Origin of the sequence: Methanosarcina sp. MTP4 (genome assembly GCF_000970045.1) — an archaeon.
In the GTDB taxonomy this organism is placed as follows: Archaea; Halobacteriota; Methanosarcinia; order Methanosarcinales; family Methanosarcinaceae; genus MTP4.
The window spans coordinates 2,679,187-2,701,767 of sequence record NZ_CP009505.1; the positions used below are offsets into that span (position 1 = coordinate 2,679,187).

The 22,581-nt window shown below is 44.7% G+C and carries 18 protein-coding genes; 12 read left to right on the plus strand and 6 right to left on the minus strand.

The window, feature by feature from the left end:
- The first annotated feature begins 100 nt into the window (after positions 1 to 100).
- From MSMTP_RS11095 to MSMTP_RS11115, 5 genes are all read left to right on the plus strand, one after another.
- Positions 101 to 1,333: an MgtC/SapB family protein gene (locus MSMTP_RS11095; protein WP_369799589.1), complete on the plus strand. Its 1,233-nt coding sequence runs from the start codon at positions 101 to 103 to the stop codon at positions 1,331 to 1,333.
- A 385-nt stretch (positions 1,334 to 1,718) separates the two neighbouring features.
- Positions 1,719 to 2,285 (plus strand): hypothetical protein, encoded by a 567-nt coding sequence (locus MSMTP_RS11100; protein ID WP_048179317.1) that lies wholly within the window; start codon positions 1,719 to 1,721, stop codon positions 2,283 to 2,285.
- Positions 2,286 to 2,865: 580 nt separating this feature from the next.
- Entirely contained in the window at positions 2,866 to 4,026 is a 1,161-nt protein-coding gene (locus MSMTP_RS11105; RefSeq protein ID WP_048179319.1) for a tRNA (guanine(10)-N(2))-dimethyltransferase, read from the plus strand.
- A 286-nt stretch (positions 4,027 to 4,312) separates the two neighbouring features.
- Positions 4,313 to 4,969, plus strand: coding sequence for a hypothetical protein (locus tag MSMTP_RS11110; RefSeq protein WP_048179322.1), 657 nt, complete (start codon positions 4,313 to 4,315; stop codon positions 4,967 to 4,969).
- A 346-nt stretch (positions 4,970 to 5,315) separates the two neighbouring features.
- The gene (locus tag MSMTP_RS11115) at positions 5,316 to 6,011 is read left to right on the plus strand and encodes a DUF2110 family protein (protein WP_048179323.1); all 696 of its coding nucleotides are present in this window, start codon (positions 5,316 to 5,318) and stop codon (positions 6,009 to 6,011) included.
- 331 nt (positions 6,012 to 6,342) lie between these two features.
- Here the strand turns inward: MSMTP_RS11115 and MSMTP_RS11120 are convergent, their stop codons facing one another.
- On the minus strand, positions 6,343 to 7,038 hold the full coding sequence (locus MSMTP_RS11120) for an ArsR family transcriptional regulator (protein WP_048179325.1): 696 nt from the start codon (positions 7,036 to 7,038) through the stop codon (positions 6,343 to 6,345).
- Positions 7,039 to 7,253: 215 nt separating this feature from the next.
- On the opposite strand from MSMTP_RS11120, the gene MSMTP_RS11125 reads away from it, so the two are divergent.
- Together MSMTP_RS11125 and MSMTP_RS11130 are read left to right on the plus strand one after the other, a co-directional pair.
- Complete coding sequence (locus MSMTP_RS11125) at positions 7,254 to 8,000, plus strand: PspA/IM30 family protein (protein WP_048179328.1); 747 nt, start codon at positions 7,254 to 7,256, stop codon at positions 7,998 to 8,000.
- Positions 7,997 to 8,275: a hypothetical protein gene (locus tag MSMTP_RS11130; RefSeq protein ID WP_048179330.1), complete on the plus strand. Its 279-nt coding sequence runs from the start codon at positions 7,997 to 7,999 to the stop codon at positions 8,273 to 8,275. Before MSMTP_RS11125 ends, MSMTP_RS11130 begins: the two co-directional genes overlap by 4 nt.
- A gap of 297 nt (positions 8,276 to 8,572) precedes the next feature.
- Here the strand turns inward: MSMTP_RS11130 and MSMTP_RS11135 are convergent, their stop codons facing one another.
- Positions 8,573 to 9,010: a universal stress protein gene (locus MSMTP_RS11135; RefSeq protein WP_048179333.1), complete on the minus strand. Its 438-nt coding sequence runs from the start codon at positions 9,008 to 9,010 to the stop codon at positions 8,573 to 8,575.
- 234 nt (positions 9,011 to 9,244) lie between these two features.
- Here MSMTP_RS11135 and MSMTP_RS18035 point away from each other — a divergent pair, with 234 nt between their 5' ends.
- The gene (locus MSMTP_RS18035; RefSeq protein WP_052718380.1) at positions 9,245 to 10,456 is read left to right on the plus strand and encodes a hypothetical protein; all 1,212 of its coding nucleotides are present in this window, start codon (positions 9,245 to 9,247) and stop codon (positions 10,454 to 10,456) included.
- 107 nt (positions 10,457 to 10,563) lie between these two features.
- On the opposite strand, the gene MSMTP_RS11145 is transcribed toward MSMTP_RS18035, so the two are convergent.
- On the minus strand, positions 10,564 to 11,190 hold the full coding sequence (locus MSMTP_RS11145) for a hypothetical protein (RefSeq protein ID WP_048179335.1): 627 nt from the start codon (positions 11,188 to 11,190) through the stop codon (positions 10,564 to 10,566).
- Positions 11,191 to 11,282: 92 nt separating this feature from the next.
- Positions 11,283 to 12,161: a zinc metalloprotease HtpX gene (htpX, locus tag MSMTP_RS11150; RefSeq protein WP_048179338.1), complete on the minus strand. Its 879-nt coding sequence runs from the start codon at positions 12,159 to 12,161 to the stop codon at positions 11,283 to 11,285.
- A gap of 424 nt (positions 12,162 to 12,585) precedes the next feature.
- Between htpX and MSMTP_RS11155 the strand changes: the two genes are divergently transcribed.
- From MSMTP_RS11155 to MSMTP_RS11165, 3 genes are all read left to right on the plus strand, one after another.
- Positions 12,586 to 13,389, plus strand: a complete 804-nt coding sequence (locus MSMTP_RS11155; RefSeq protein ID WP_048179340.1) for an ABC transporter ATP-binding protein — start codon at positions 12,586 to 12,588, stop codon at positions 13,387 to 13,389.
- Positions 13,386 to 14,138: an ABC transporter permease gene (locus MSMTP_RS11160; protein ID WP_048179343.1), complete on the plus strand. Its 753-nt coding sequence runs from the start codon at positions 13,386 to 13,388 to the stop codon at positions 14,136 to 14,138. Before MSMTP_RS11155 ends, MSMTP_RS11160 begins: the two co-directional genes overlap by 4 nt.
- Before the next feature lie 238 nt (positions 14,139 to 14,376).
- Positions 14,377 to 15,003, plus strand: a complete 627-nt coding sequence (locus MSMTP_RS11165) for a LysE family transporter (protein WP_048179346.1) — start codon at positions 14,377 to 14,379, stop codon at positions 15,001 to 15,003.
- Positions 15,004 to 15,102: 99 nt separating this feature from the next.
- Here MSMTP_RS11165 and MSMTP_RS11170 read toward each other — a convergent pair whose 3' ends face one another.
- Both MSMTP_RS11170 and MSMTP_RS11175 read right to left on the minus strand, forming a co-directional pair.
- Positions 15,103 to 15,615: a DUF2227 family putative metal-binding protein gene (locus MSMTP_RS11170; RefSeq protein ID WP_048183411.1), complete on the minus strand. Its 513-nt coding sequence runs from the start codon at positions 15,613 to 15,615 to the stop codon at positions 15,103 to 15,105.
- A 355-nt stretch (positions 15,616 to 15,970) separates the two neighbouring features.
- The gene (locus MSMTP_RS11175; protein ID WP_048183417.1) at positions 15,971 to 16,747 is read right to left on the minus strand and encodes an exodeoxyribonuclease III; all 777 of its coding nucleotides are present in this window, start codon (positions 16,745 to 16,747) and stop codon (positions 15,971 to 15,973) included.
- A 483-nt stretch (positions 16,748 to 17,230) separates the two neighbouring features.
- On the opposite strand from MSMTP_RS11175, the gene MSMTP_RS11180 reads away from it, so the two are divergent.
- Positions 17,231 to 22,522 carry a NosD domain-containing protein gene (locus tag MSMTP_RS11180; protein ID WP_082090595.1) on the plus strand — a complete coding sequence of 1,764 codons (5,292 nt, stop codon included), beginning with the start codon at positions 17,231 to 17,233 and terminating at the stop codon, positions 22,520 to 22,522.
- Positions 22,523 to 22,581: the final 59 nt, after the last annotated feature.

Sequence of the window (22,581 nt, forward strand, 5' to 3'; positions counted from 1 at the left end):
TTAAATTCCAAACTTTACATATGGAATTTTCTGAGGTTGAACGACGGACGTAATCCAGGATTTTGGGTTTGACCCGGTTTTTATCGATTTCCTCCAAAAATTGGCCATAGCTTTCCTTATAGGGATACTTATCGGGATCGAAAGGGAACACCGCAGCCAGACTCACGAGATCTTTGCAGGAGTAAGGACCTACAGTATAACCTGCATTACAGGGATGCTTACCGCCCTCCTGACAGCCTCAACGGGATCAGGAATCGTGTACATAGCTGCGCTTTTCTTTGCAGCAGTCTGCTGCATAATCACCTACACCAAAATCACCATGTACCAGAGGATAGGCGTGACCAGTCCCATCACCCTTTTTTTCATATTCATCCAGGGAGTGCTTGTGGGGTACGGGTACGGCCTCTTTGCAATCGTTTCCGCAGTTGTGGTGAGCTTCCTCCTGATACAGAAAAAGCCCCTTCACGAGTTTGCCGGGAACCTAACAAGGGAGGAGCTCCTGAACGCCATGCAGTTCCTGGCCGTGGCTTTCATCCTTTATCCCGTGATGCCTGAAAAAAAGATTTTCGGGCTTGTAGACCTGAAAACCGCAATCCTGATCGTTGTCCTGGTATCCCTGATAAGTTTCCTGAGCTACGTGCTCCTGAGAAAATTCGGGGCAAAAAAGGGGCTCTGTTATTCCGGTTTTCTAGGAGGATTCGTGAACAGCGAAGCTACCACCGGAGCCCTTGCCGGGATCTCAAAAAAAAGTTCCGGGATGGCAGAACCCGTACTTGTCGGAATATTGCTCTGCAACACCTCAATGCTTATCCGGAACCTGGTAGTGGCGTTCATAGTTGACCCGAGCGGGAAGACAACCCTTTTAATGTTACCGCCCCAGCTTGCAGTAATCCTCCTCTCAGCCCTCTTTGTGCTCAGGAAGAACAAAAACCTCTGCCCGATCGGCGCGGAAACCCTTGAGATCAAGTCTCCTTTTTCCCTTGGCCCTGCTTTCAAGTTCGGAGCCGCTTTCACCCTGATCCTTATTATAGGCAGCACCGCCAATGAAGTGGCAGGCACTGCCGGGATCTACGCAACCGCCCTCGGGGCTTTTGTCAGCAGCTCGGGGGTAATCGTATCCATCACCCTGCTTGCCGTAAGCGGGAACATCTCATACATGACCGCAGCAAACACGGCCGTGCTGGCAAGCCTGATCAGCACGGTAAACAAGATCCTGCTCAGCAAGATATCCGGCTCAAACGAACTGTATTCTATTTCAAAGACAGTTTTCGGGATGATAACCTTCACAGGAGTTGCCGCATTGTTCTTATGGAGTTATGTAAGCGGCATGTGAAAAGTAGAATAGAGAGCTAAAAATCTAGTTCCGGAAAGCAAAATCCGGAATTCCACCATGAAATATCTCTTATATACTTGAATTATGAATTATGTACTTTAAGCATATTTATGTGTAAGAGCGCACTTACATAACTTATATCATACCTTAACCATATTTTATACCAAACCTTATCAGACTTCATACCAAACCTTATACCGGACCTTCATACACCAATCTCAAGAAAAGAAAAGGTTGGTTGAAATACGAATAATCAAAGCAACCTCAAAACCTGAAAATTCATTCAAGCAAACTCAAAACAAATAGAAACAGAAAAGACACAAAATTCCGGACAAGAGCCAAGCTCCCGGAATTTCCATATAAAATAGACGTGGGGAATTTATTGATGAAAGCAAAGATCATTGTTTTGCTCCTCGTATTAAGCGCCGTGCTCCTTTCAGGATGTGTGGGAGACGAACAGCCTGCTGAGGAAGAAGAAATCCCTGAAGAGGAAGTGGCTCCTGAAGAAAACGAAACTTCTGAAGAGGAAATGATTCCTGAAGAAGAAATACCACCAGAAGAAAACGAAACTTCTGAAGAGGAAATGATTCCTGAAGAAGAAGTAACACCAGAAGAAAACGAAACTTCTGAAGAAGAAGCTCCTGAAGAGGAAGTGACTTCCGAGGGACCAACAATCATAAGTCCTGAAACTAGTACAAAAACTTACACCGTAAGAATAGAGAACTTCAGAGCTTCCCCTTCAAGCCTTGTGATCGAGGAAGGAGATACCGTTGCTTGGATTAATTTCCAGGACAGACTCTTCACCCTGGTCAGCGAAGAAGGACTTTTTGAGAATAAAAACCTGGTATACAGGCGCAGCTACCCTTATACCTTTGAAGAAGCTGGCACCTATAACTTCAGCGTCCTCGGGCAGGGTAGGATGGACGTTACCATAACCGTAGAAGAGCCCTGAAAAGGAAACAGCTCTCCGGAATATTTTCCAGACCCCAAAAAACATTACTTTTAACCGGAAGCACAGGAAATATATTCCAGCCACCTAACTGAAATTCAACCGGAAGGGGGTAAATCCTCTTCCAAAAAAATCTTTTTTTGATTATCCCTGATTACTCACACATCTGTTTTTAAATGTGAGATGACCGGTTCCATTGTCCGGACCAGGATATCTGGAAATTTTCTGATCTCATTTGAAATATATTCACGAAAATGTTATTATTTATAAAAGGCTTATATTAAATGGGAGTAAAGGAAAGGAACTGCCAGAGAAAGGGGGTGTGATTAAATCAGATAATTGGATCAAAACAACTTGATCCGGATTCAAAAACTGATGTACTATCCCTTTCAAATCTCCAATGAAAAACTTTCAGGACATCAAACTAACAACCTTTCAGGCCCCCTCAACGGGAATTCTTCAAATTCCCTGCCCAGAAGAGCTGAAAAAAATCAATCCGGATGCGTAATTCCGGTTTGTTCGGGCAGCTATGGATAAAAATGACCATTACTGTAAAATACGATATCAAAGAATAGCATTGCAGATGACCCTTAAAACAATTATGGAAGGCACGACAGGGGTTTCAGTCCCAGTCCCGCCTCAGGATGCGGCCTTCCCTCCCTCTGCAGCACCGGTATTTTATAACCCGGAGATGGAACTCAACCGCGACATCAATGTTGCAGCAACTGCAGCTTTCGTGGACAGACTGCTCGGAAAGAGGGATATGCAAAGGGAAGAGGTCCGTTACGTGGATGCCTTTTCCGCATCGGGAATCAGGGGGCTCCGGGTCGCAGGGGAAGTAGGAATCCACGCTACCCTGAACGACTGGAGCCAGGAGGCATTTGAGCTCATTCAGCAGAACATCAAACTCAACGGGCTGGAGGAAAAAGCAGAGGGATGCCGGAAGAATGCAAACGTACTGCTCCACGAGCAGAGATTCCACATCGTGGACATCGACCCCTTCGGGACCCCCTCTCCCTTTCTGGACGCGGCTTCCTCATCGGTCATGAACCTGCTTTCGGTTACGGCAACTGATACCGCACCTCTTTGCGGAGCCCACCTGAATTCGGGAATCAGGAAGTATGCGGCCGTGCCCCTTAACACGGAATTCCACAGTGAGATGGGAATGCGGGTCCTGCTCGGGTCCTGCGCCCGGGAACTTGCAAAACACGAAAAATCAATGGACCCCCTGCTCTCCCATGTCACCCGGCACTACGTCCGCAGTTACCTTGAAGTGCGTCAGGGAGCAAAACAGGCGGACAGAACCCTTAAATCCGTAGGCTTCCTCGCCCACTGTCCGAAATGCGGTTTCAGGCAACCCGTAGAAGGACTGGCCGTGCACATCGACCGGGAATGCCCTGTCTGCGGGGCCGGCACGAATATTGCAGGTCCGCTCTGGCTCGGCCCCTTGAGGGAGCCTGCATTTTGCAATGAGGTGCTTGCCGAAATGGAAAAGCGCCCTCTCAGGACAAAAGAAAAAGCCATGAAGATAATCAGCTTCTGCAGAGACGAACTCGACATACCAATGTTCTACGACCAGCACGTAATCTGCAAGGAACTGGGAGTTTCGGCTACAGGCATCGAAGGTTTTCTCGAAGCCCTGAGAGCAAACGGGTTTGAAGCCTCACGTACCCATTTCAGCGGAACTTCATTCAAGACGGACGCCACGCTTCCGGAAATTAAGGAAATAATCCGTTCCCTGTAAAAAATCTCAAAAATTTCAAGCATCCAAAAAGCCTGAAACCCTCTCAAAAGTCCAAAAACTTAAAACTTCAAAAAAGTCCAAAAATCTCAAAAGTTTCAGGAGAGCTCAAAAATCTTAAAAGATTCAGGAAAGCTGAAGCTCAGAGAAAAATAAGGAAGATAAAATCAAAACGAAGTATTAGAAGATTAACTGTCAAAATATTATGCAAAAATTATTAAATGATAAAAAATATTTGGGTCTGTAAGATCCAGAGGCAACCCGCCATAAGGCACTCCAATGTGATATTATGTCCGACGATGATGCAGAAAAATTGTTTTTGCAGGAAAAACCCACTCTTGCACTGCTTATTATAGGCTCGATGGAAAAGACCTACGCCTCCGTGATTTCAAAAGAGATAGATTCCACTTTTGCCCATACCACGAGGATCCTCACCAAAATGGAACAGTGCGGACTTATCAGATTCACATTCGAGGGGCGGATCAAATTTGTTGAACTTACGGAATACGGAAAGGATGTCGAAATCGCCCTCAAGGAGTTCCGGAATGTCATCCGGGAAGCAGCCCCCCCGGAAGAAGCCGAAGAAGCCGGAGAAGCCGGAGAAGCGGCAGCTGCGGGGAGCGTTAGAGAAGGAAGCGCCGAGTATGCGGCTGGAAAAGCGGCAGAAGAAGCAGGAGAAGCCGAAAAAATAAAGGAACTCGACACGATAAATAAGGAAATCCTAGAGAAAATCAGGAACTTCAGGGAAAAAATCAAGAACATCCACCGGGAAGCTCTGGAACAGGGAGACAGCAGGGATATGATTTCCCGAAAGCTGGGCCCCTACAGCCGGGACATCAAAAAACTCAGGAACATGATTGAAACAGCTGAAAGCCCCATTGATGAAATTGTTACGGGATCCCTGGAAGAAAGTTCCAGCCTCCTTGAATCTTACCTTAAACGTTGATTACTAGATTTGAGTACCTTAAACGTATGATACCTTTAAACATAGGTACCTTAAAAGTAGATCCTTAAAAGTAGATCCTTAAAAGTAGATACTTTAAACGTATGATACCTTAAACGTATGATACCTTAAACATTGAAATCCACATCATAAATTAATAAAAGCCCCGAAGGTTGAAACTCAACTTCACAAACGACACCCAGCTTTAACATTGGAATACATTGCACTTTTGGTACCCGCCTTATACGTTTATATCCAGCTTTAGCATTCATACTCTCCTTAAAATCGGGAACCATTTTCATTTAACTCAACGGAATTTAAAATTCAAAGTTGATACGGCAGGAAGAACATGAAAAAAGTAGTCATACTGCAACCCCTATATGGAAACCGGGAAAGGGCAATTAATTCCCTTAAAGCCCTTATTGAAAACGAATTGAAAGAACTTGAAGTGGAGTTTGAAATATCAGTTGCCTCTGACCAGTGGGCGGAGATAAGCCTTGAAGGGGAAGACGAAGATGTTTCCAGAAACTTCCTGGTTTCGAAATACGGAACCCCTGCCAATAAAGCCGAACCTGGAAAAGTATACAGGGGTTTTATCCTGGCCGTCGAGGAAGATTTACTCGTGGTCAATATCGGTTTCCCTGTGAGGGTCGAAGCCAGAGAGCTAAAGGCCCTGGGTAGTGGGAAAGCAAAACAGCTTGCTGCAAGGTTCGGGCTGATTCCCCACCTTCCGGCAGAAATCGAAATCATTGAAAGCAAAGGCAACCGTCACAGGGCAAGGTTCAGCAAGCAGCAGCTTGACCTCTGGTGGGAGTGGAAAAAGGCAGGCACGGACAGAGTAACAATAAATGCTGCCACCCGTTCGGAGATAAAAAGCGCAATCAAAAAGACCGGACACGGCAAGGACATTTACGAGATCGAACGCCTGGGGCTCCTGGAACACGCAATCGTCTGCAGGGAAAAGACAGACGGACCGGGGATCGTAGCCGCAATAGGCCCGCTCCTGAAATCGGAAATGGGAGTCGTGATAGGAAGCGCCGATTGATCGGCATCCTAACAGCCCCGAAATATTAATAATTGTTTTTCCAGATAACGAAAGACTGGAGAGATAAATTGAAACATAATTATATAAATAGCGTTTAAAAAAGAGTGAATGTTATAAAGAAATTTTCAGAAAATAATTTTGACTGGAATCCAGAACCGTACTTTGCTGGTGTAAGCAAGAACCTTAATCAGGATACGGCAATCAGCAATCTTAATAAGGAAACATAGTAGGGATTCTGTAATAAGAAAACGGGATCAGCGATCTTAATCAGAAACCATATTCAGGGCACCGTAATCTCGAACATGCAGTGTCCGTGCCCGGTCCCATAGCATTATTTTTCCCGGACCCGGAATTCCCTGCCCAGCTTACCACAGAGGATGCCTTCGATGAGGCCTTCACTCAGGGCACAGAAAGGCTTCCCGATAACGGGCATCGACTCGGCCTTGAAAGGGTCTTCAATTAGGAGGGAAAGAGGTTCGGTTTTGAGCATGGAAAGCCTTCCGTTTCCCCCGGATTCCAGGAAGTATCCGATTTCTTCCAGGAGCCCTTCGAGGGTTTCGGACTCAAAAGCGGATGAAAGGTGGACACCAATGTCACATCCGATCTTTTTTACAATAGGGACATTATCAATCCCGTAGGCTTCGAACCCGAAGCGTAAAGCATGGTAGACGGATTCCATAAAGGAAAAACGGTCTTTTTTCCCGTTTCTGGCAACCTTTTGCAGCAGACTGTTATAGTGTTCATGGACAGGTTTCTGGGAGCAGCCCATGTAATGAGAGGTGAGGGAATATATTTTCCGGCGGCGGTCGGCAGGATCAACCATTTCCTCTACGAGTTCGGTGGTCCTGAGGTTGTTGAGGTGTACGGAAATCGTGGACTTTGCCTTTGCCGTGTATTTTACGATTTCATCAAATGACCTCGAATCTTCCCTGAGGAGATTGAGAATTTGCAACTTTACCGGACTGTCCACCGCAACAAGCCCGGATTCCGTGTAAAAAAATTCTGTTTTATTCTCAAGCCTTCCCATAATATCTTTATATAAGTTGTTTTTTGGATATATAAAACGTTCGCAGGGTTGCGAATAATCGATATTAATATATAAATATGAAGTTATAAATTGTGAAGCTTCAGGTCCCCTTCCAAAGAAAGATCCTCCCCCGGATAGGATGAATCCCCCGGCAAAAAAATAAAAATACCAGCCTCTCCAATTAACAGGTAGCAAGAAAAAATCGGGGGGAAAACATGGGGTTAATCAACCGAATGGAAACGGTCTTCAAGTCGAAGATGAACAAAGTGCTCAACAGGATGGAAGATCCCAGGGAAACACTGGACTATTCCTATGAAAAACAACTCGAAATGCTTCAAGACGTAAAACGGGGAGTTGCCGAGGTGACCACCTCAAAAAAGCGCCTCCAGCTCCAGCGGGCAAAACTGATGCAGAGCGTGGGCAAACTTGACTCTCAGGCAAAAGACGCGGTCACGGCTGACAGGGAAGACCTTGCAAGGATGGCCCTTGAAAGGAAAGCCGCCCTCATGCAGCAGGTAGAGGGTATTGACATTGAAATCGCCGAGCTTGAGAAGCAGCAAGAAAAGCTCATTGCCTCCGAAAAGCGCCTCTCCACCAAGGTCGAGATCTTCAGGACCCGGAAAGAGTCCATAAAAGCCGGGTATTCCGCAGCTGAAGCCCAGGTCCGGATCAACGAGTCCGTAACCGGGATCAGCGAAGAGATGGCGGACGTGGGGCTTGCAATCGAGAGGGCCGAAAACAAGACAGAAGAAATGAAAGCCCGGGCAGAGGCCATCGACGAGCTCATGGAAATCGGGACCCTGGAAGACCTTACAGGCCCTCAGGACGATATCGAACGGGAACTTGCAAAAATCAGTGCCCAGACAAGCATTGAGTCCGAACTCGCCAGGCTCAAAGCCGAAGCAGGCAAAGAACCCGAAAAACCAGAAGGCAAAGAAGCAGGCAAGGGGGCAGAGAAATGATAATCAGGATTATGGGCGAGGGACAGTTCCGGGTGCCTGCAGCCCTCTACGACGAACTGAACATGTTGGACAATCGCATAGTGGACTTTGTGGCCGAAGGGAAAGCCGGAGAGTTCAGAAGCGAACTTGAAAAGCTGGTCGCCATGATCAGGGCAAAAGGAACCGAAGTAGCGGCGGAAGAAATCGTGGAATCGGACATCATCGTGCCCCCGGAAGACCTCAGCCTTGAAGAAGCAAAAGAAGTGTTTACGGGGACCGGGATTTTCGAGGATTGAAACACAGCATCTTCTGATTCGGCTTTCAGGATTATGGATCTCAGAGGTACAGCCCTTAGAGGTGCAGCTTCCAGAATACTTTAGATATATACACCACAGGAGCAGTTGCCAATGACACGTGGGCAACTGCTAATGATGTGGAAGCAACTTTAAAAATCAAGCTGCTGCTCCTCAGGAATCAAAACAAATAGGGATAGAAAAATAGAGAAAGAAAAATAGAGAAAGAAAAATAGAGAAAGAAAAATAGAGAAAGAAAAATAGAGAAAGAGAAAATTAGAAGGCTTCAGGAGTCCACAGTCAACGCACAACAATTACCGGAACTTTTGAGTGCCGAACAACATTCTCTGCCACACTGCCGATAAGGAACCTTTTAATTCCTGTCAAACCCTGTGTGCCCATCACTATCAGGTCAATACCGTTTTTCTCTGCATAGTCAAGGATTTGTTCGGCAGGGCTACCTTTCAGCAATACCAGCTCCACCTTGACTTCAGCTCCTTTTCCGGCTTTTTCAACATCTGCAGTCGCAAGTTCCCCTCTATCAGTCAGATATTCCTCAAAAGGTTCGGCCCAGCCCATAACTTTTCCCGAAACTTTTGCATGCTCATCGGAAACGACGTACACAGCGTACACTTCAGCACCGCTTACCTTCGCAATATCTATTCCATGAGAAACAGCTCTTCTGGCGTTTTCCGAACCATCAGTTGCAATCAGGATTTTTTTGAAAAGATTCCCCATCGTATATCAACTCCACCTAATTATGTAATATAAAATATGGAGTTATTACTATTAAAATTTCATCCCGGAGGGTCTGATTTCTGCAATAAAGGACTCAAACAATTGATAATAAAAAATGAGACACATGTAAAATTAATACATAAAAACAGTACCGTAAAACTACGAATTGAATTGAAGTTTAGGCAAGAAATATATTCATTCGGGGACAAGCGAAGGTCAATAAAGGAGGATGACATGAATTACAGATTCCTGACAAAATTGTTTACATTGACACTGATTTTAGTCCTGCTTTCCTTCAGCGGTTGCGTTGATACCAATGAAGAGGAAGATACACTGGAAAATGAAAACAGAGAACCTGTCGAAGCTTTCGTATACGGAACTGCCCCCGTGGAAGAAGTGCATGTCGAGATGAAAAAGACGGTAATCCCGCCCGAAATAAGCATCTCCGTAAAAGGTAACCTGCCCGACGGCTGCACCGGGATTGACCTGAAGAACATCACGATGGAAAAGGAAAACGGGAACATCACAATCGGAATACCCACTATAAGGCCTGCCGATACGGTCTGTACCGAAGCCCTGGTGCCTTTCGAAGAAAAGATCCCGCTTGATGTTGAAGGCTTTGAGGTCGGCAACTATACGGTATCCGTAAATGGGATCGAAACAAGCTTTGAACTTACTGCTTACGACATCGTGACCCCGGACGAAACCTACGCTCCCGGAAAAGCGGCTGTTGAGGACGTAACGGTAATAATGACAAGGTCCATTCCTCCGCATGTAAGGGCAGTGGTCTCCGGGATGCTTGCCGGAAACTGTGAAAGGATCGATGTCGGAAACATATCAATCGAAAAGCAGGACCGGGTAATCCTCGTGGAGCTTCCAACCCTGAGCCTGACAAACGCTCCCTGCACCATGAACCTGGTACCCTTTACGGAGTACATCCCTATCAACATCGAGGGCCTTGAACCGGGAGAATACACAGTCTCGGTAAACGGGGTAAACGGCACCTTTGTCCTGGGTGATTACGGAGTTCCTTCAGAGCTATCCGAGCCATCCGAGCCATCCAAACCCTCAGAGAGTGTTTCAGGTGAAGATGCGGAAACTTACGGGCTTATTGAAGGAAACATCCTCTTTGAAGACCTTGAAGAAACGATCGAAGAAGTTACTGTTTACATCCGGCTTGATGATGTAAGTCTTGCGGATGCCCCTTCTACAGTGATCTCGGAGAACGTTATTGAAAATGTGTCGGTGAGCCCGGAAGAAAATAAAGTTCCTTTCACCCTTGGCTTCCCGGAACTTGTGGCAAACAGGACGTATTCACTCTATGTCCATGTAGATGTTGACGGAGACGGGAAAGTCTCAAAGGGAGACTACGTAACCACGATGCACAACGGTGTACCCACCGACCAGGACACGGTAAATATGGACGTGACGGTTGAACGCGTATAAGCACCAAAAAACCGATAGAAAACCGTCGGGAACTAAGGAAAAGGAAATTTCAGGATTTGAAAGGTCAAAAAGGAGCTAAGGAGCAGGAAATTTCAGGATATGGAAAATTAGAAGGGAATTCCCCACAGAGGATACCATTTTTCCACATCTTTTTCAATGGGGAGTTCCCGCTCCATCCCTGTCCTGAGCCTGAATTCCATTGGAGTATCCCTTTTCTTTCCCGCAAGCGGCACAAAAGGATAATAACTGCCCTGCTTGAAATTGTAGATCCAGTAAACCACTTTTTTGCCGGTATGCCTCCCGGCTTCCGGACCTTCGACCTTACCTTCACCCTCACTCTCACCCTCAAAACGGTAGATTGCACAGAGAAGCTGCTTCCCAAACCCTTGTTCCTCAAGGGTCTGGCTTACCAGGTGGATGTTTGCGACCAGGTCTTCGAAGTCAGGGTCTTTGAAAATTGCCCAGAGAAAATTGTATTCGTCTTTTTCAAGCCGGAATTCGGTCCCGGTTTCTTTTGCGCCGTATTCCAGAAGTTCCTCAATCTCTTTCCGGGCGCTGGTGTAGGCGGAAGCTTCGATGGGCTTAAAGCAAATCCCCGCCTTTCCTGAAGGTTCCAGGCCCATACTGGTTTCCAGGGTGATGCTGGCCGTGGAGACCGCAAAAAGCTTGTCAGGCCGTGATTTAGGAAGGCTGCTCCTACCAAGGACGGCATCCACGAAATCCTTTAGCCCCATTTTAGTTCAACTCTCCCATCTTCCACCTCTTCCTCATCTTCCTCACCTTCTTCTCCTCTCCTCGCCTTTCCCATCTTCCCTCTTTCGCTTATTCAGGCCAACTCCTTCTGGATCTTCTCAAGGGCTGCAAGCCGCTGTTCCACCGGAGGATGGGTGGAAAAGAGGTTCATGAACGAAGAGCCGGAAAGGGCCGGGATAATGAAAAAGGCATTCATCCCCTCGACCTTCCGGAGGTCTTCCGTGGGGACTTTTTGCATCACCCCGCTGATTTTCATCAGGGCGGAAGCCAGGTTCGAAGGCTGCCCCGTGATAACTGCCGAGCCCCGGTCTGCGGAAAACTCCCGGTAGCGGGAAAGAGCACGGATCAAAAGGAAACTGAGCAGCCAGACTCCCAGGGAGACGAGCCAGACCAGAAGAATGCTCCCACCGTTCCGCCTCTGCCCCCCACTTCCGAAGTAGAGGCTGTAGCGGACAAAATAGAACGCTATGGTAGAAATAAAACTGGCAATGGTCATAACCATCACGTCCCGGTTCTTGACATGGCTCAGTTCGTGGGCAAGCACGGCTTCGAGTTCGGCAGGAGTCAGTTTATCCAGGATCCCGGTGGTGACTGCAACCACGGCATTACTGGGGCTTCTGCCTGTGGCAAAGGCGTTTGGGACCGGAGTATCCACAATGGCAACCCTTGGCTTAGGGATATCGGCAATAGCACAGAGCCTCGTGATTGTCTCGTGCAGGCGTGGAGCCTCAATTTCGGAAACAATATGAGCCCCTGTCGTCCAGAGTACCATCCTGTCCGAGTAAAAGTACTGGATTGCCATGAAAGCCCCTATAAAGAGCAGCATGAACGTGGGCGGTGCCCCGTAGTAAGAGAGAAAAACCAGGAAAAAAAGATAAACTGCCGCCAGAAGAAACATTGTAAAAAGCATCCTGCCCTGTAAACCCCAGTCCTGTTCCCATTTCCGTTTCATGGATTTCCCCCCGGTTATTTTCGTGCATCCGCAATTTTGCGGATCCAGTTTTTCGTTATATTTTTGCTTATATTTTATTCTTCATCTTATTTGAACCAGAACCTCAGGAGGGTCAGGTAAACAAGTTGTAACCGCAATACCAATGTTCATATAAGTAAGCTGTAATCGCAATGTCAATGTGTATATAAATGAGCTGTAATCGCAATGTCAATGTGTATATAAATGAGCTGTAATCGCAATATCAATGTGTATATAAATGAGCTGTAATCGCAATTACCAGAATCAAGTCATACCCGGCGATCCAACCCCCCAATCAATGAAAACACCGATATCTTTTTTATCATAAAGGAATTCAAAAGATTCAGGAAAAAATTCGAATACCTTTGTTTTTCTGATAATAAAAAATTGATTAAAGGTCCAAGCCATGCAAAACATCCTCTCAGTCCAGTCCCTTACAAAAAAATTCGACGACTTCACCGCCGTGAACAGCATTAGCTTCGACGTCGAAGCCGGCTCGATCTTTGCATTCCTCGGGCCGAACGGCGCAGGGAAGTCCACGACTATCAAAATGCTCACAACCGTCCTGAAGCCAACAAACGGCGAGATCCGGATTAACGGCTTCAACGTGCTAAAAGAACAGGACGAAGCCAGGGCTTCTTTCGGGATCGTTTTCCAGGACCAGAGCCTGGACGACGAGCTTACGGCTTATGAAAATATGACCTACCATGCGGTGATCTACAAGGTCCCGAAAAAAGAAAGAGACGAAAGGATCCGAAAAGCCCTTGAAATTGTGGGGCTCTGGGACAGGCGCAAAGATTTCGTGAAAACTTACTCAGGCGGGATGAAACGCAGGCTTGAGATTGCGAGGTCGCTTGTCCACTACCCAAAAATCCTTTTCCTGGACGAGCCCACGGTCGGCCTGGACCCCCAGACGCGAAAAGCCATCTGGAGCCATATCCAGACCCTTAACAAAGAAAGAGGCATGACAATTTTCCTGACAACGCACTACATGGAAGAGGCTGAAGCAATCGCAGACAAAATCGCAATCATAGACCACGGGAAAATCATAGAGACCGGCACCCTGGAGGAAATTAAGGAGAGAAACGGGACCGGAACCCTGGAAGAGGCTTTCCTGAACCTGACCGGGAGGGACATAAGAGATGAAAATGGAGCATCGATGAGTAAAATGCGGCTTATGGGAGGCATGCACAGGAGGCGGAGACATTGATCGAGGTAATCTACATCCTGTGGCTGCGGCAGCTCAAACGCTACTGGCGCTCCAAAGCCCGGCTGATCGGCTCCCTGGGACAGCCTCTCCTCTTCATGGTCGCCTTCGGCTTCGGTTTCGGCCCCATGTACGCCCGGGCCAGCGGTGGGGCAAACTACATGGACTTCCTGGCCCCGGGAATTGTTTCCATGTCAATCCTTTTTACAGCCGTCTTTTCCGGCCTGGAAGTCATCTGGGACCGGCAGTTCGGCTTTTTGAAAGAGACCCTGGTAGCCCCGATCACCAGGACGGAAATCATGATCGGAAAAACCCTCGGTGGGGCAACCATCGCCATGATCCAGGGCCTGGTAGTCTTTGCCCTTACCTACCTTCTTGGCTTCAGGGCCTCGGGTTTCGGAAGCCTTGCCCTCGGCCTGCTCTTCATGTTCCTGATCGCCCTCTTCTTCACAGGCATGGGCCTGACCATAGCCTCGAAAATGAAAGACATGCACGGTTTCCAGCTGATCATGAACTTCCTGATCATGCCCATATTCTTCCTCTCGGGAGCCCTTTTCCCCCTGAATGACCTTCCCCCTGCAATCTACTTCATCAGCAGGATCGATCCCCTTACCTACGGCGTAGACGGCCTCAGAGGAGCGCTTACCGGGGTCAGCACCTTTGGAGTGTACTACGACCTGGCTGCAATCGCAGCACTTTCGGCTTTCATCTGTACGATAGGGGCTTTGCTGTTCTCGAAGATTGAAGCGTAAGTGTTTAACATTTCTTACGAAATAAGGAAATAGTGTATGATTATATACTATTCTGTAGTAATTTGCACCATAGGGGATAATTATACACAATTTGGTCGTGTGTGCCGAATTCATTGATCTGGAATTAGCTGCCTACTCAGCAGATTTGGCGACAGGTTCATTGAATTAACAACGCAAAAAAAACTGAGGTAGAAAGCTGAGTTAAAAATGGCATAAAGCTGAGGTAGAAGAGTTGGGCATGTTAGATATTATTGAGTTTTTAATCTTAGGGTCTTTTCTTGGCCTTGCTTCAGGAATGTCTCCGGGTCCGCTACTGGCTATAACTATCTCTGAAACTCTACAGCACGGCAAATGGGAAGGGATAAAGGTTGCAATATCTCCTTTGATTACAGACTTGCCAATAATTTTATCCGTATTGTTCATTCTGTCACATCTGACAAGCTATAATTCCATTATCGGAATTATAGCATTTTTAGGGGCATCGTACCTGATATATTCAGGAATGGAATCGATGAAAATCAAAAAAGGTAACCTTGAACTAAATTTAGAAAAGAAAGATGCCCTTAAAAAAGGAGTTATTGTCAACTTCGGGAATCCGCACCCTTACATATTCTGGATCTCAATAGGCGGGCCAATTATTTTCAAGAGTTTAAGTACCCATATCTGGGCTATGGTCCTGTTTGTATTCGGTTTCTATGTTTTTCTTGTAGGGTCAAAGGTAGTTATTGCGTTAATTGTAGAAAGGTCGAAATCTTTTATTAACAGTAAATATTATTTTTCTATCATTCGCATTCTGGGAATTGCGCAGATTGTATTCGGATTAACTTTTATTAAATTGGGCCTGGATTCATTAGGAGTACTTTGATTATTAAAAATAATATAAAAGATTTTGAATAAATAGTGAATAATGTTGACTTTGTTTGATCTTTGTTATTTTTGAGTTAATTTGTTTTGACAGCCCTTGTTATGATTTTGTTGTGTGAGAATTGTTTAATTTCTTTTTTATTTTATTGGATTTTCTTTTTACTTTTGTCCAAATTAGATCTGCAATGATGTGAGCTTCAATAGAAATGATAATTCCGGTTAGTAATGAGATAATATATTTTGTTGGGACGTATGCGATGTTGAAATTGAATAATATGACAATTGGTGCTATGATGAGCAATCCTACTGTAGAAATAATTATGATTGGGCCCAACAACGGGTGATGTAGTTTGCCACGATGTTTGAATATTTTTTGGTATGGCCACCATATATATCTCAAAATACCCCATCTTTTAAAAGGTTCACTTTGAATATCTAAATCGGGACTAAGATAATATGTTCCAAATATGAGTGCAAGTGAGAATATTGTTGTAGCATCAAATTCAAGATACTCGGGAGGAATATACGTTTGCATAAATTTTGTATGTAAGCTTAACAAAATAACAAACAGTAGTATGATATTTATTTTTGTATGAGTTTTTCCATTAGGCATGCTGAACACCGTTTTTTTAAAAAGAACTGCCTCAATTATTATGAAGATGTTTATATATTTAACGTAGAAATGAAGAGAATGTTGTATCCCAAAATGATTCCTCAGTTTCAAGACCCCTGGATAGTTCAATACAAGATACAACATCGAACAGCTCCAAAGGTTAATCATTGAGGCAATTGCAATTCCATTGTGGTACTATGGAACGATCATATAATGTGAAATAAATTTGAAGCTGAAGTAAGATAGTTGGCCACCTGTACCCGATATCTAGCCATGACAAAAAAATTGGAAAAGGAAAATCATTTTGGGATAAAAAAGAAAGGATTTAAAAAGAAAAAAGAGAACTGTTCCAACTTTAGAACTCAAGTTCAAGCCCCACAGGACAGTGGTCTGAACCCATAATCTCCGAAAGTATCGAGGCAGATTTTACATTTTCCTTCATGTTCTCACTGACGAAGAAGTAATCTAGACGCCAGCCAACATTCCTTTCCCTTGCGCGGGTGCGCATCGACCACCAGGTATAATTCTTATCTTCCTGGTTGAACATCCGGAAGGTGTCGATGTAGCCGGCATCAAGAAATCTATCCATCCAGGCCCGTTCTTCGGGGAGGAAGCCGGAGTTGGTCTCGTTTTCCTTCGGCCTTGCCAGGTCGATTTCTTTATGGGCGGTGTTGACGTCCCCGCAGATTACGAGTTTTTTGCCTTCGGCTGTCAGGGCGTTTGCGTAGTCCAGGAAAGCGTCGTAAAATGCCATTTTGTAGTCCAGGCGCTCCCGGGAAGCTTTGCCGTTCGGGAAGTAGATGTTCATAAGGGTGAAGTCCTCGTAGTCGGCCCTGATGAAGCGGCCCTCACTGTCAAAATCTTCGATCCCCATGCCAGTCTCAATGTTAAGGGGCTTTTCCCTGGAAAAGAGACCTACCCCGCTGTAGCCCTTCCGCTCGGCGGAAACGAAGTAGTTGTGGTATCCCGGGATGTTCTTAGCTTCCCTCGGGAGCTTGTCAGGAGAAGCTTTGGTTTCCTGGATTCCGATGATGTCGAATTTCTGCTCCAGCAAAAGCTCCAGAAAGCCCTTTTTCATAGCAGCCCGAAGCCCGTTTACGTTCCAGGAGATGATTTTGTACTTGCCTGGCATTTTTGTGTCCTCAAGTTTCCTCAATGTTTACTATCTCAATGTATCTCAATATATCTGGCAACTCAGTAATATTTGTGATGTCTCACAGGATAAAAAAACCAAGATCTCAGCTATGAACTAAGGTTGCAAACCGGAAAGTCAACAGGGATCATCATTTTTAAATTAGTTATAATTTTGTATTGATATCTCTAATTATTTATTTAGAACCTATTAAATAAAATCGTAAGTTTTTAGTAAGATTTAAAGTCTCACTGTGTATTGAATTTCTTGAGAATGTACTATTCATTAGTGGATTGTACATAACCGTACCCCTTGAAACAGAAAGGGCAAGATAGCAATCCAGAAATTACCTGTACGTACTCAATGTCTCGAAACACAGTCAGATAAAGTTCAAAATCAAAAATAAGTTCGCAGCTAACCATAATCCAGACAGTAGATACAAATTGCCTGATACGAATAATAACTTTTATTGTAGTGTTTGTTATGTGGAAGATAGAAAGAATCGTTATACTCTTTTTTGCATTGATGCTTGCAATCAACCTGACAATCACAGGCAATGTAGCTGCTGAAACGTTTTCTGTGGATGACGACGGACCGGCAAATTTCACGACAATTCAAGAAGCCCTGAATAACGCAAGTTCCGAAGATGAAATCGTCGTCAAATCAGGCACGTATATGGAAAATGTAGACGTGAATAAAGATAACATAACAATAAGATCCGAATCCGGAAACCCTTTCGACACTGTAGTTAAGGCAGACAGTAGCTCAGACCACGTTTTTCATGTTACGGCAGACGAAGTAAAAATTAGCGGGTTTAACATAACGGGAGCCAGTGGCACCGAGCGCGCCGGAATCTACCTTGAAGGAGTTGAATATTGCCTTATTGAAAATAACACATTATCGAAAAACGACTACGGCATCTTTCTGAGGTCTTCGAGCAACAACACGCTTTCTAATAACACCGCGGACTCGAACACCAACGACGGCATCTCTCTTTATTCTTCGAGCAGCAACACGCTTTCTAATAACACCGCGGACTCGAACAACGAGGAAGGCATTGCTCTTTGTTATTCGAGCAACGATAACACGCTTGAAAATAACACCGCATCGAACAACTCCTACGGCATCTATTTGACTTTTTCTGGCAGCAGTATTCTTTCCGGAAACTGGATGCAGGACAACAGGTACAATTTCTACGCAGATGGTGAACTGGATCCCAACGTTGTCTATACTAATAACAGTGTAGATGGGAAGCCAATTTATTATCTTGTTGAGGCTTCAGATCTTGAAATCAATTCATCTTCAAATGCAGGGACTGTTCACCTGATTGACTGCAAAAATATCACTGTTAAAGACCTGACTATTGAAAAGACAGGGAACGGAATATACCTTCGTAACACCACGGATTCGAAACTGGAAAATAACACCGCATCGAACAACTACTTAGGCATCTATCTGTCTTCTTCCAGCGGCAACACGCTGACCAGCAACAATGTATCGGCCAACGGGGACGGCATCGGTATATATCTGTCTTATTCGAGCAACAACACGCTTTCAAACAATACCGCATCGAACAACTTCCTAGGCATCTATCTCTATGTTTCGAGCAGCAACACGCTTTCTAATAACATAGCATCGAACAACGAGTACGGCATCGATCTGGAATCTTCGAGCAGCAACACGCTTTCTAATAACATAGCATCGAACAACGCCTGCGGCATCGATCTGGCCTGTTCAAGCAGCAACACGCTTTCTAATAACAAAGCATTGAACAACACCAATGGCATCTGGCTGGTTTATTCGAGCAGCAACACGCTTTCTAATAACACCGCATCGAACAACGACGACGGCATCCATCTGAGAGATTCGAGCAACTCTAATACGCTTGAAAGTAACACAGCAAACTTGAACAACGATCGCGGCATCTTTCTGAATTTTTCGAGCAACAACACGCTTTCTAATAACACCGCATCGAACAACGACGACGGCATCCATCTATGGTATTCCAGTAACAACAATACACTCAGCAATAACATAGCATCAAACAACATCGAGTACGGCATTTATCTAAGGGATTCCAGCAATAATTTCATCTACAACAACTATTTCAACAATACTAATAACGCTTATTTTGAAGGTACAAACACCGGTAACTTATGGAACACCACGGAAAAGGTCTGGTATACCTACGACGACAACCCGCATTACGGGTATCTTGGAAACTATTTCTCCGACTACTCTGGATCCGATACTTCTGGAGATGGGGTGGGAGAAGCCCCTTACTTTCTTGATTTTGACAATGCAGACGATTATCCACTGGTTGCATTGCCTTTTGAAATTCTGCCATCCCACGTAAGAAACACAGATTCAGGAAAAGAATTCCCGACAATCCAGACAGCTATAGATGACCCGGATACACAAGATGGTGATACTGTCCTTGTTTACCCCGGGACTTATATGGAAAATGTAGACGTGGATAAAGCTAACATAAAAATAATGTCCGAATCCGGAAACCCTTTCGACACTATAGTTCAGGCAGCCAGTAGCTCAGACCACGTTTTTTATGTTACGGCAGACGGAGTAAAAATTAGCGGGTTTAGCATAACGGGAGCCAGTGGCACCAATTGTGCCGGAATCTACCTTGAAACAGTTCTAGATTGCCTTATTGAAAATAACGCAGCGTCGAACAACTCTCGCGGCATCTGTCTTTCTTTTTCGAGTGGCAACACGCTTGAAAATAACGCAGCATCGAACAACGATTACGGCATCTGTCTGCAAGTATCGGACTACAATATTCTTTCCGGAAATCTAATGCAGGACAACACGTATAATTTCTACGCAGATTGTGGAGCTCTGAGTGCAGGTAATGAAAATATTGTCTATGCTAATAACAGAGTAGACGGAAAGAATATTTATTATCTTTTAGAGGTTTCAGATCTTGAAATCAATTCATATTCAAATGCAGGGACTGTCTACCTGATTAACTGTAAAAATATCACTGTTAAAGACCTTAAGATCGAAAAGTCAGGGAATGGAATATACCTTTACAATACCACGGATTCAAAACTGGAGAATAACAGTATAATGGAAAATCACTTTGGCATCCATCTGGCTGCTTCAGACAGCAACAAGCTTTCAAACAATGCCGCATCGAACAACGAGTACGGCATCTTTCTGGATGCTTCGTGCAGAAACACGCTTGAAAATAACACCGCATCGAATAACAACGATGGTATCTATCTGGAGTTTTCGAGTAGCAACAAGCTTTCAAACAATACCGCATCGAACAACCAATATGGCATATTTCTAAGGGATTCCAACTACAATTCCATCTACAACAACTATTTCAGCAACACTAATAACGCTTTATTCTCAGGCACAAACACCGGCAACATCTGGAACACTGCAAAAACCCCCGGCTCAAATATCGTTGGCGGCCCATACCTCGGAGGCAATTACTGGGCAAAACCCGACGGTAGCGAATGGAGCCAGACAACTCCAGATTCAGACATGGATGGTTTCTGTGATTTGCAGTACTCCACAGGAAATGGCCCGGATTCCCTCCCGCTTGCCCTGTGGGCTCCTGTCAAGAACGTAAACTCAGGAGAACTCTTCTGGACTATCCAGGCTGCAGTAAATGCTGCAAGCCCCGGAGACACCATCACCGTTTACCCCGGGACTTATACGGAAAATGTAGACGTGGATAGAGCTAACATAACAATAAAATCCTACTCAGGAAACTTTTTCGACACTATAGTTCAGGCAGCCAGTAGCTCAGACCACGTTTTTTCCGTTAAGGCAGACGGAGTGAAAATTAGCGGGTTTAGCATAACGGGAGCCAATGACTCGGAATGCGGAATCTACCTTGGCGGATTTGAATATTGCCTTATTGAAAATAACGAATTATCGAACAACTTCTTCGGCATCTGGCTGCCTTCTTCGAGTAACAACACGCTGAACAACAACACAGTATCGAACAACTTCTTCGGCATCGCGCTGTCTCATTCGAGCAACAACAACATTCTTTCAAACAATACAGCATCGGATAACGGAAGTGGAATCTGGCTGGATTCTTCGAGCAACAATACGCTTGAAAATAACACAGTGGATTTGAATAGAGGAATGGGCATCTATCTATGGAATCCCAGCGACAACAACAAACTTATCAACAACAAACTTATCAATAACACAGTAACTAACAACGAATATGGCATCTGGCTGGATTCTTCGAACAGCAGTATTCTATCCGGAAACCTGATGCAGGACAACACATGTAATTTTTACACAGGGTATGGACATATGGATACCAATATTATCCATAGCAATAACACCATAGATGGAAAACCAATTTATTATCTTGTTAAAGTTTCAGATATTGAGATCAATTCATCTTCAAATGCAGGGACTGTCTACTTGATTGACTGTATAAATATAACTGTTAAAGACCTGAAGATCGAGAAAACAGGTACAGGAATATACCTTTACAATACCACGGACTCGAAACTGGAAAACAACAGTATAATGGAAACTTACGAGGGCATCTATCTAGAATCTTCCAGCGACAATTTAATCTACAACAACTACTTCAACAATAATAATAACGTTTTTTTATCAGGAACAAACACCGGCAACATCTGGAACACGACCAAAACCGCAGGCTCAAACATCATCGGCGGCCCCTACCTTGGTGGAAACTTCTGGGCAACACCAACCGAGGACGGCTTCAGCCAGATCCACGATGACACCGATGGAGATGGCATTTGTGATCTAGATTATGACCTGGGTGGAGGGAACATTGATTATCTGCCTCTTCTCATCCCTTCACCCTACAAGCCTGAGGACCCGTCAAAACCCCAAGTAGTTGATGGTGGTGATAACGGAGGTGAAGAAGAAGAAGTAGTTGAAGAAGAAGTAGTTGAAGAAGAAGTAGTTGAAGAAGAAGTAGTTGAAGAAGAAGTAGTTGAAGAAGAAGTAGTTGAAGAAGAAGTAGTTGAAGAAGAAGTAGTTGAAGAAGACGAAGTAGATGAAGAAGACGAAGTAGATGAAGTAGATGAAGAAGAAGTAGTTGAAGAAGAAGTAGTTGAAGAAGTAAACTCAACTTACATTATTGAAAAAATTACTGAGGATTTACAAGAAGATATCACTGTAAAATATGAGTTTCAAGAGCAGGAAAACTGTATTGAAGACATTTCCTTCAACCCTGGAAAGACTGAGGACAACGTGACCGCTGAAGTGAAGATACTTGAAGACATCCCCCCTGAGGTTTTAGCCCCACCTAAGGGTATCGTCTACAAAGGAATGAAGATTCAGGTAGGTAATGCTGAATTTTCGAGTGACGAGAAAAACTTCGAGAATGTAACAATCAAGTTCAGGGTTGAAAAGAGCTGGATTCAAGAAAACAACATTAATGAATCCACAATCGTTATGCGCAGGTATTCAGAGGGAAAATGGGAAGATCTTAACACTTCCCTTCTTAACACTTCAAAGGTCAGCAATGCAACGATTGAAGAAAACAACATTAGCGAAGACAATATCCATTTGGAAAGGTATTCAGTGGGAATATGGGAACTTCTTAAAACTCCAAAAGTCAATGATTATGATGATTATATCTATTTTGTGGCTGAAACTCCAGGTTTCTCTTGGTTTGAAATCTTTGGAAAGGTACTACCGGATGGGCTAACGAATCAGGGTCCCATTTTGCCGGCAGCGTTTCTTTTAATAATTTGTCTCGGAAAATTTTTTGTGTCAAGAGAAAAGGATCAAGATGAAAAATAATTAATTTTTATGATTATGCCCATATTCGGCAGAAATACATAAATGAGACATCTATCTGT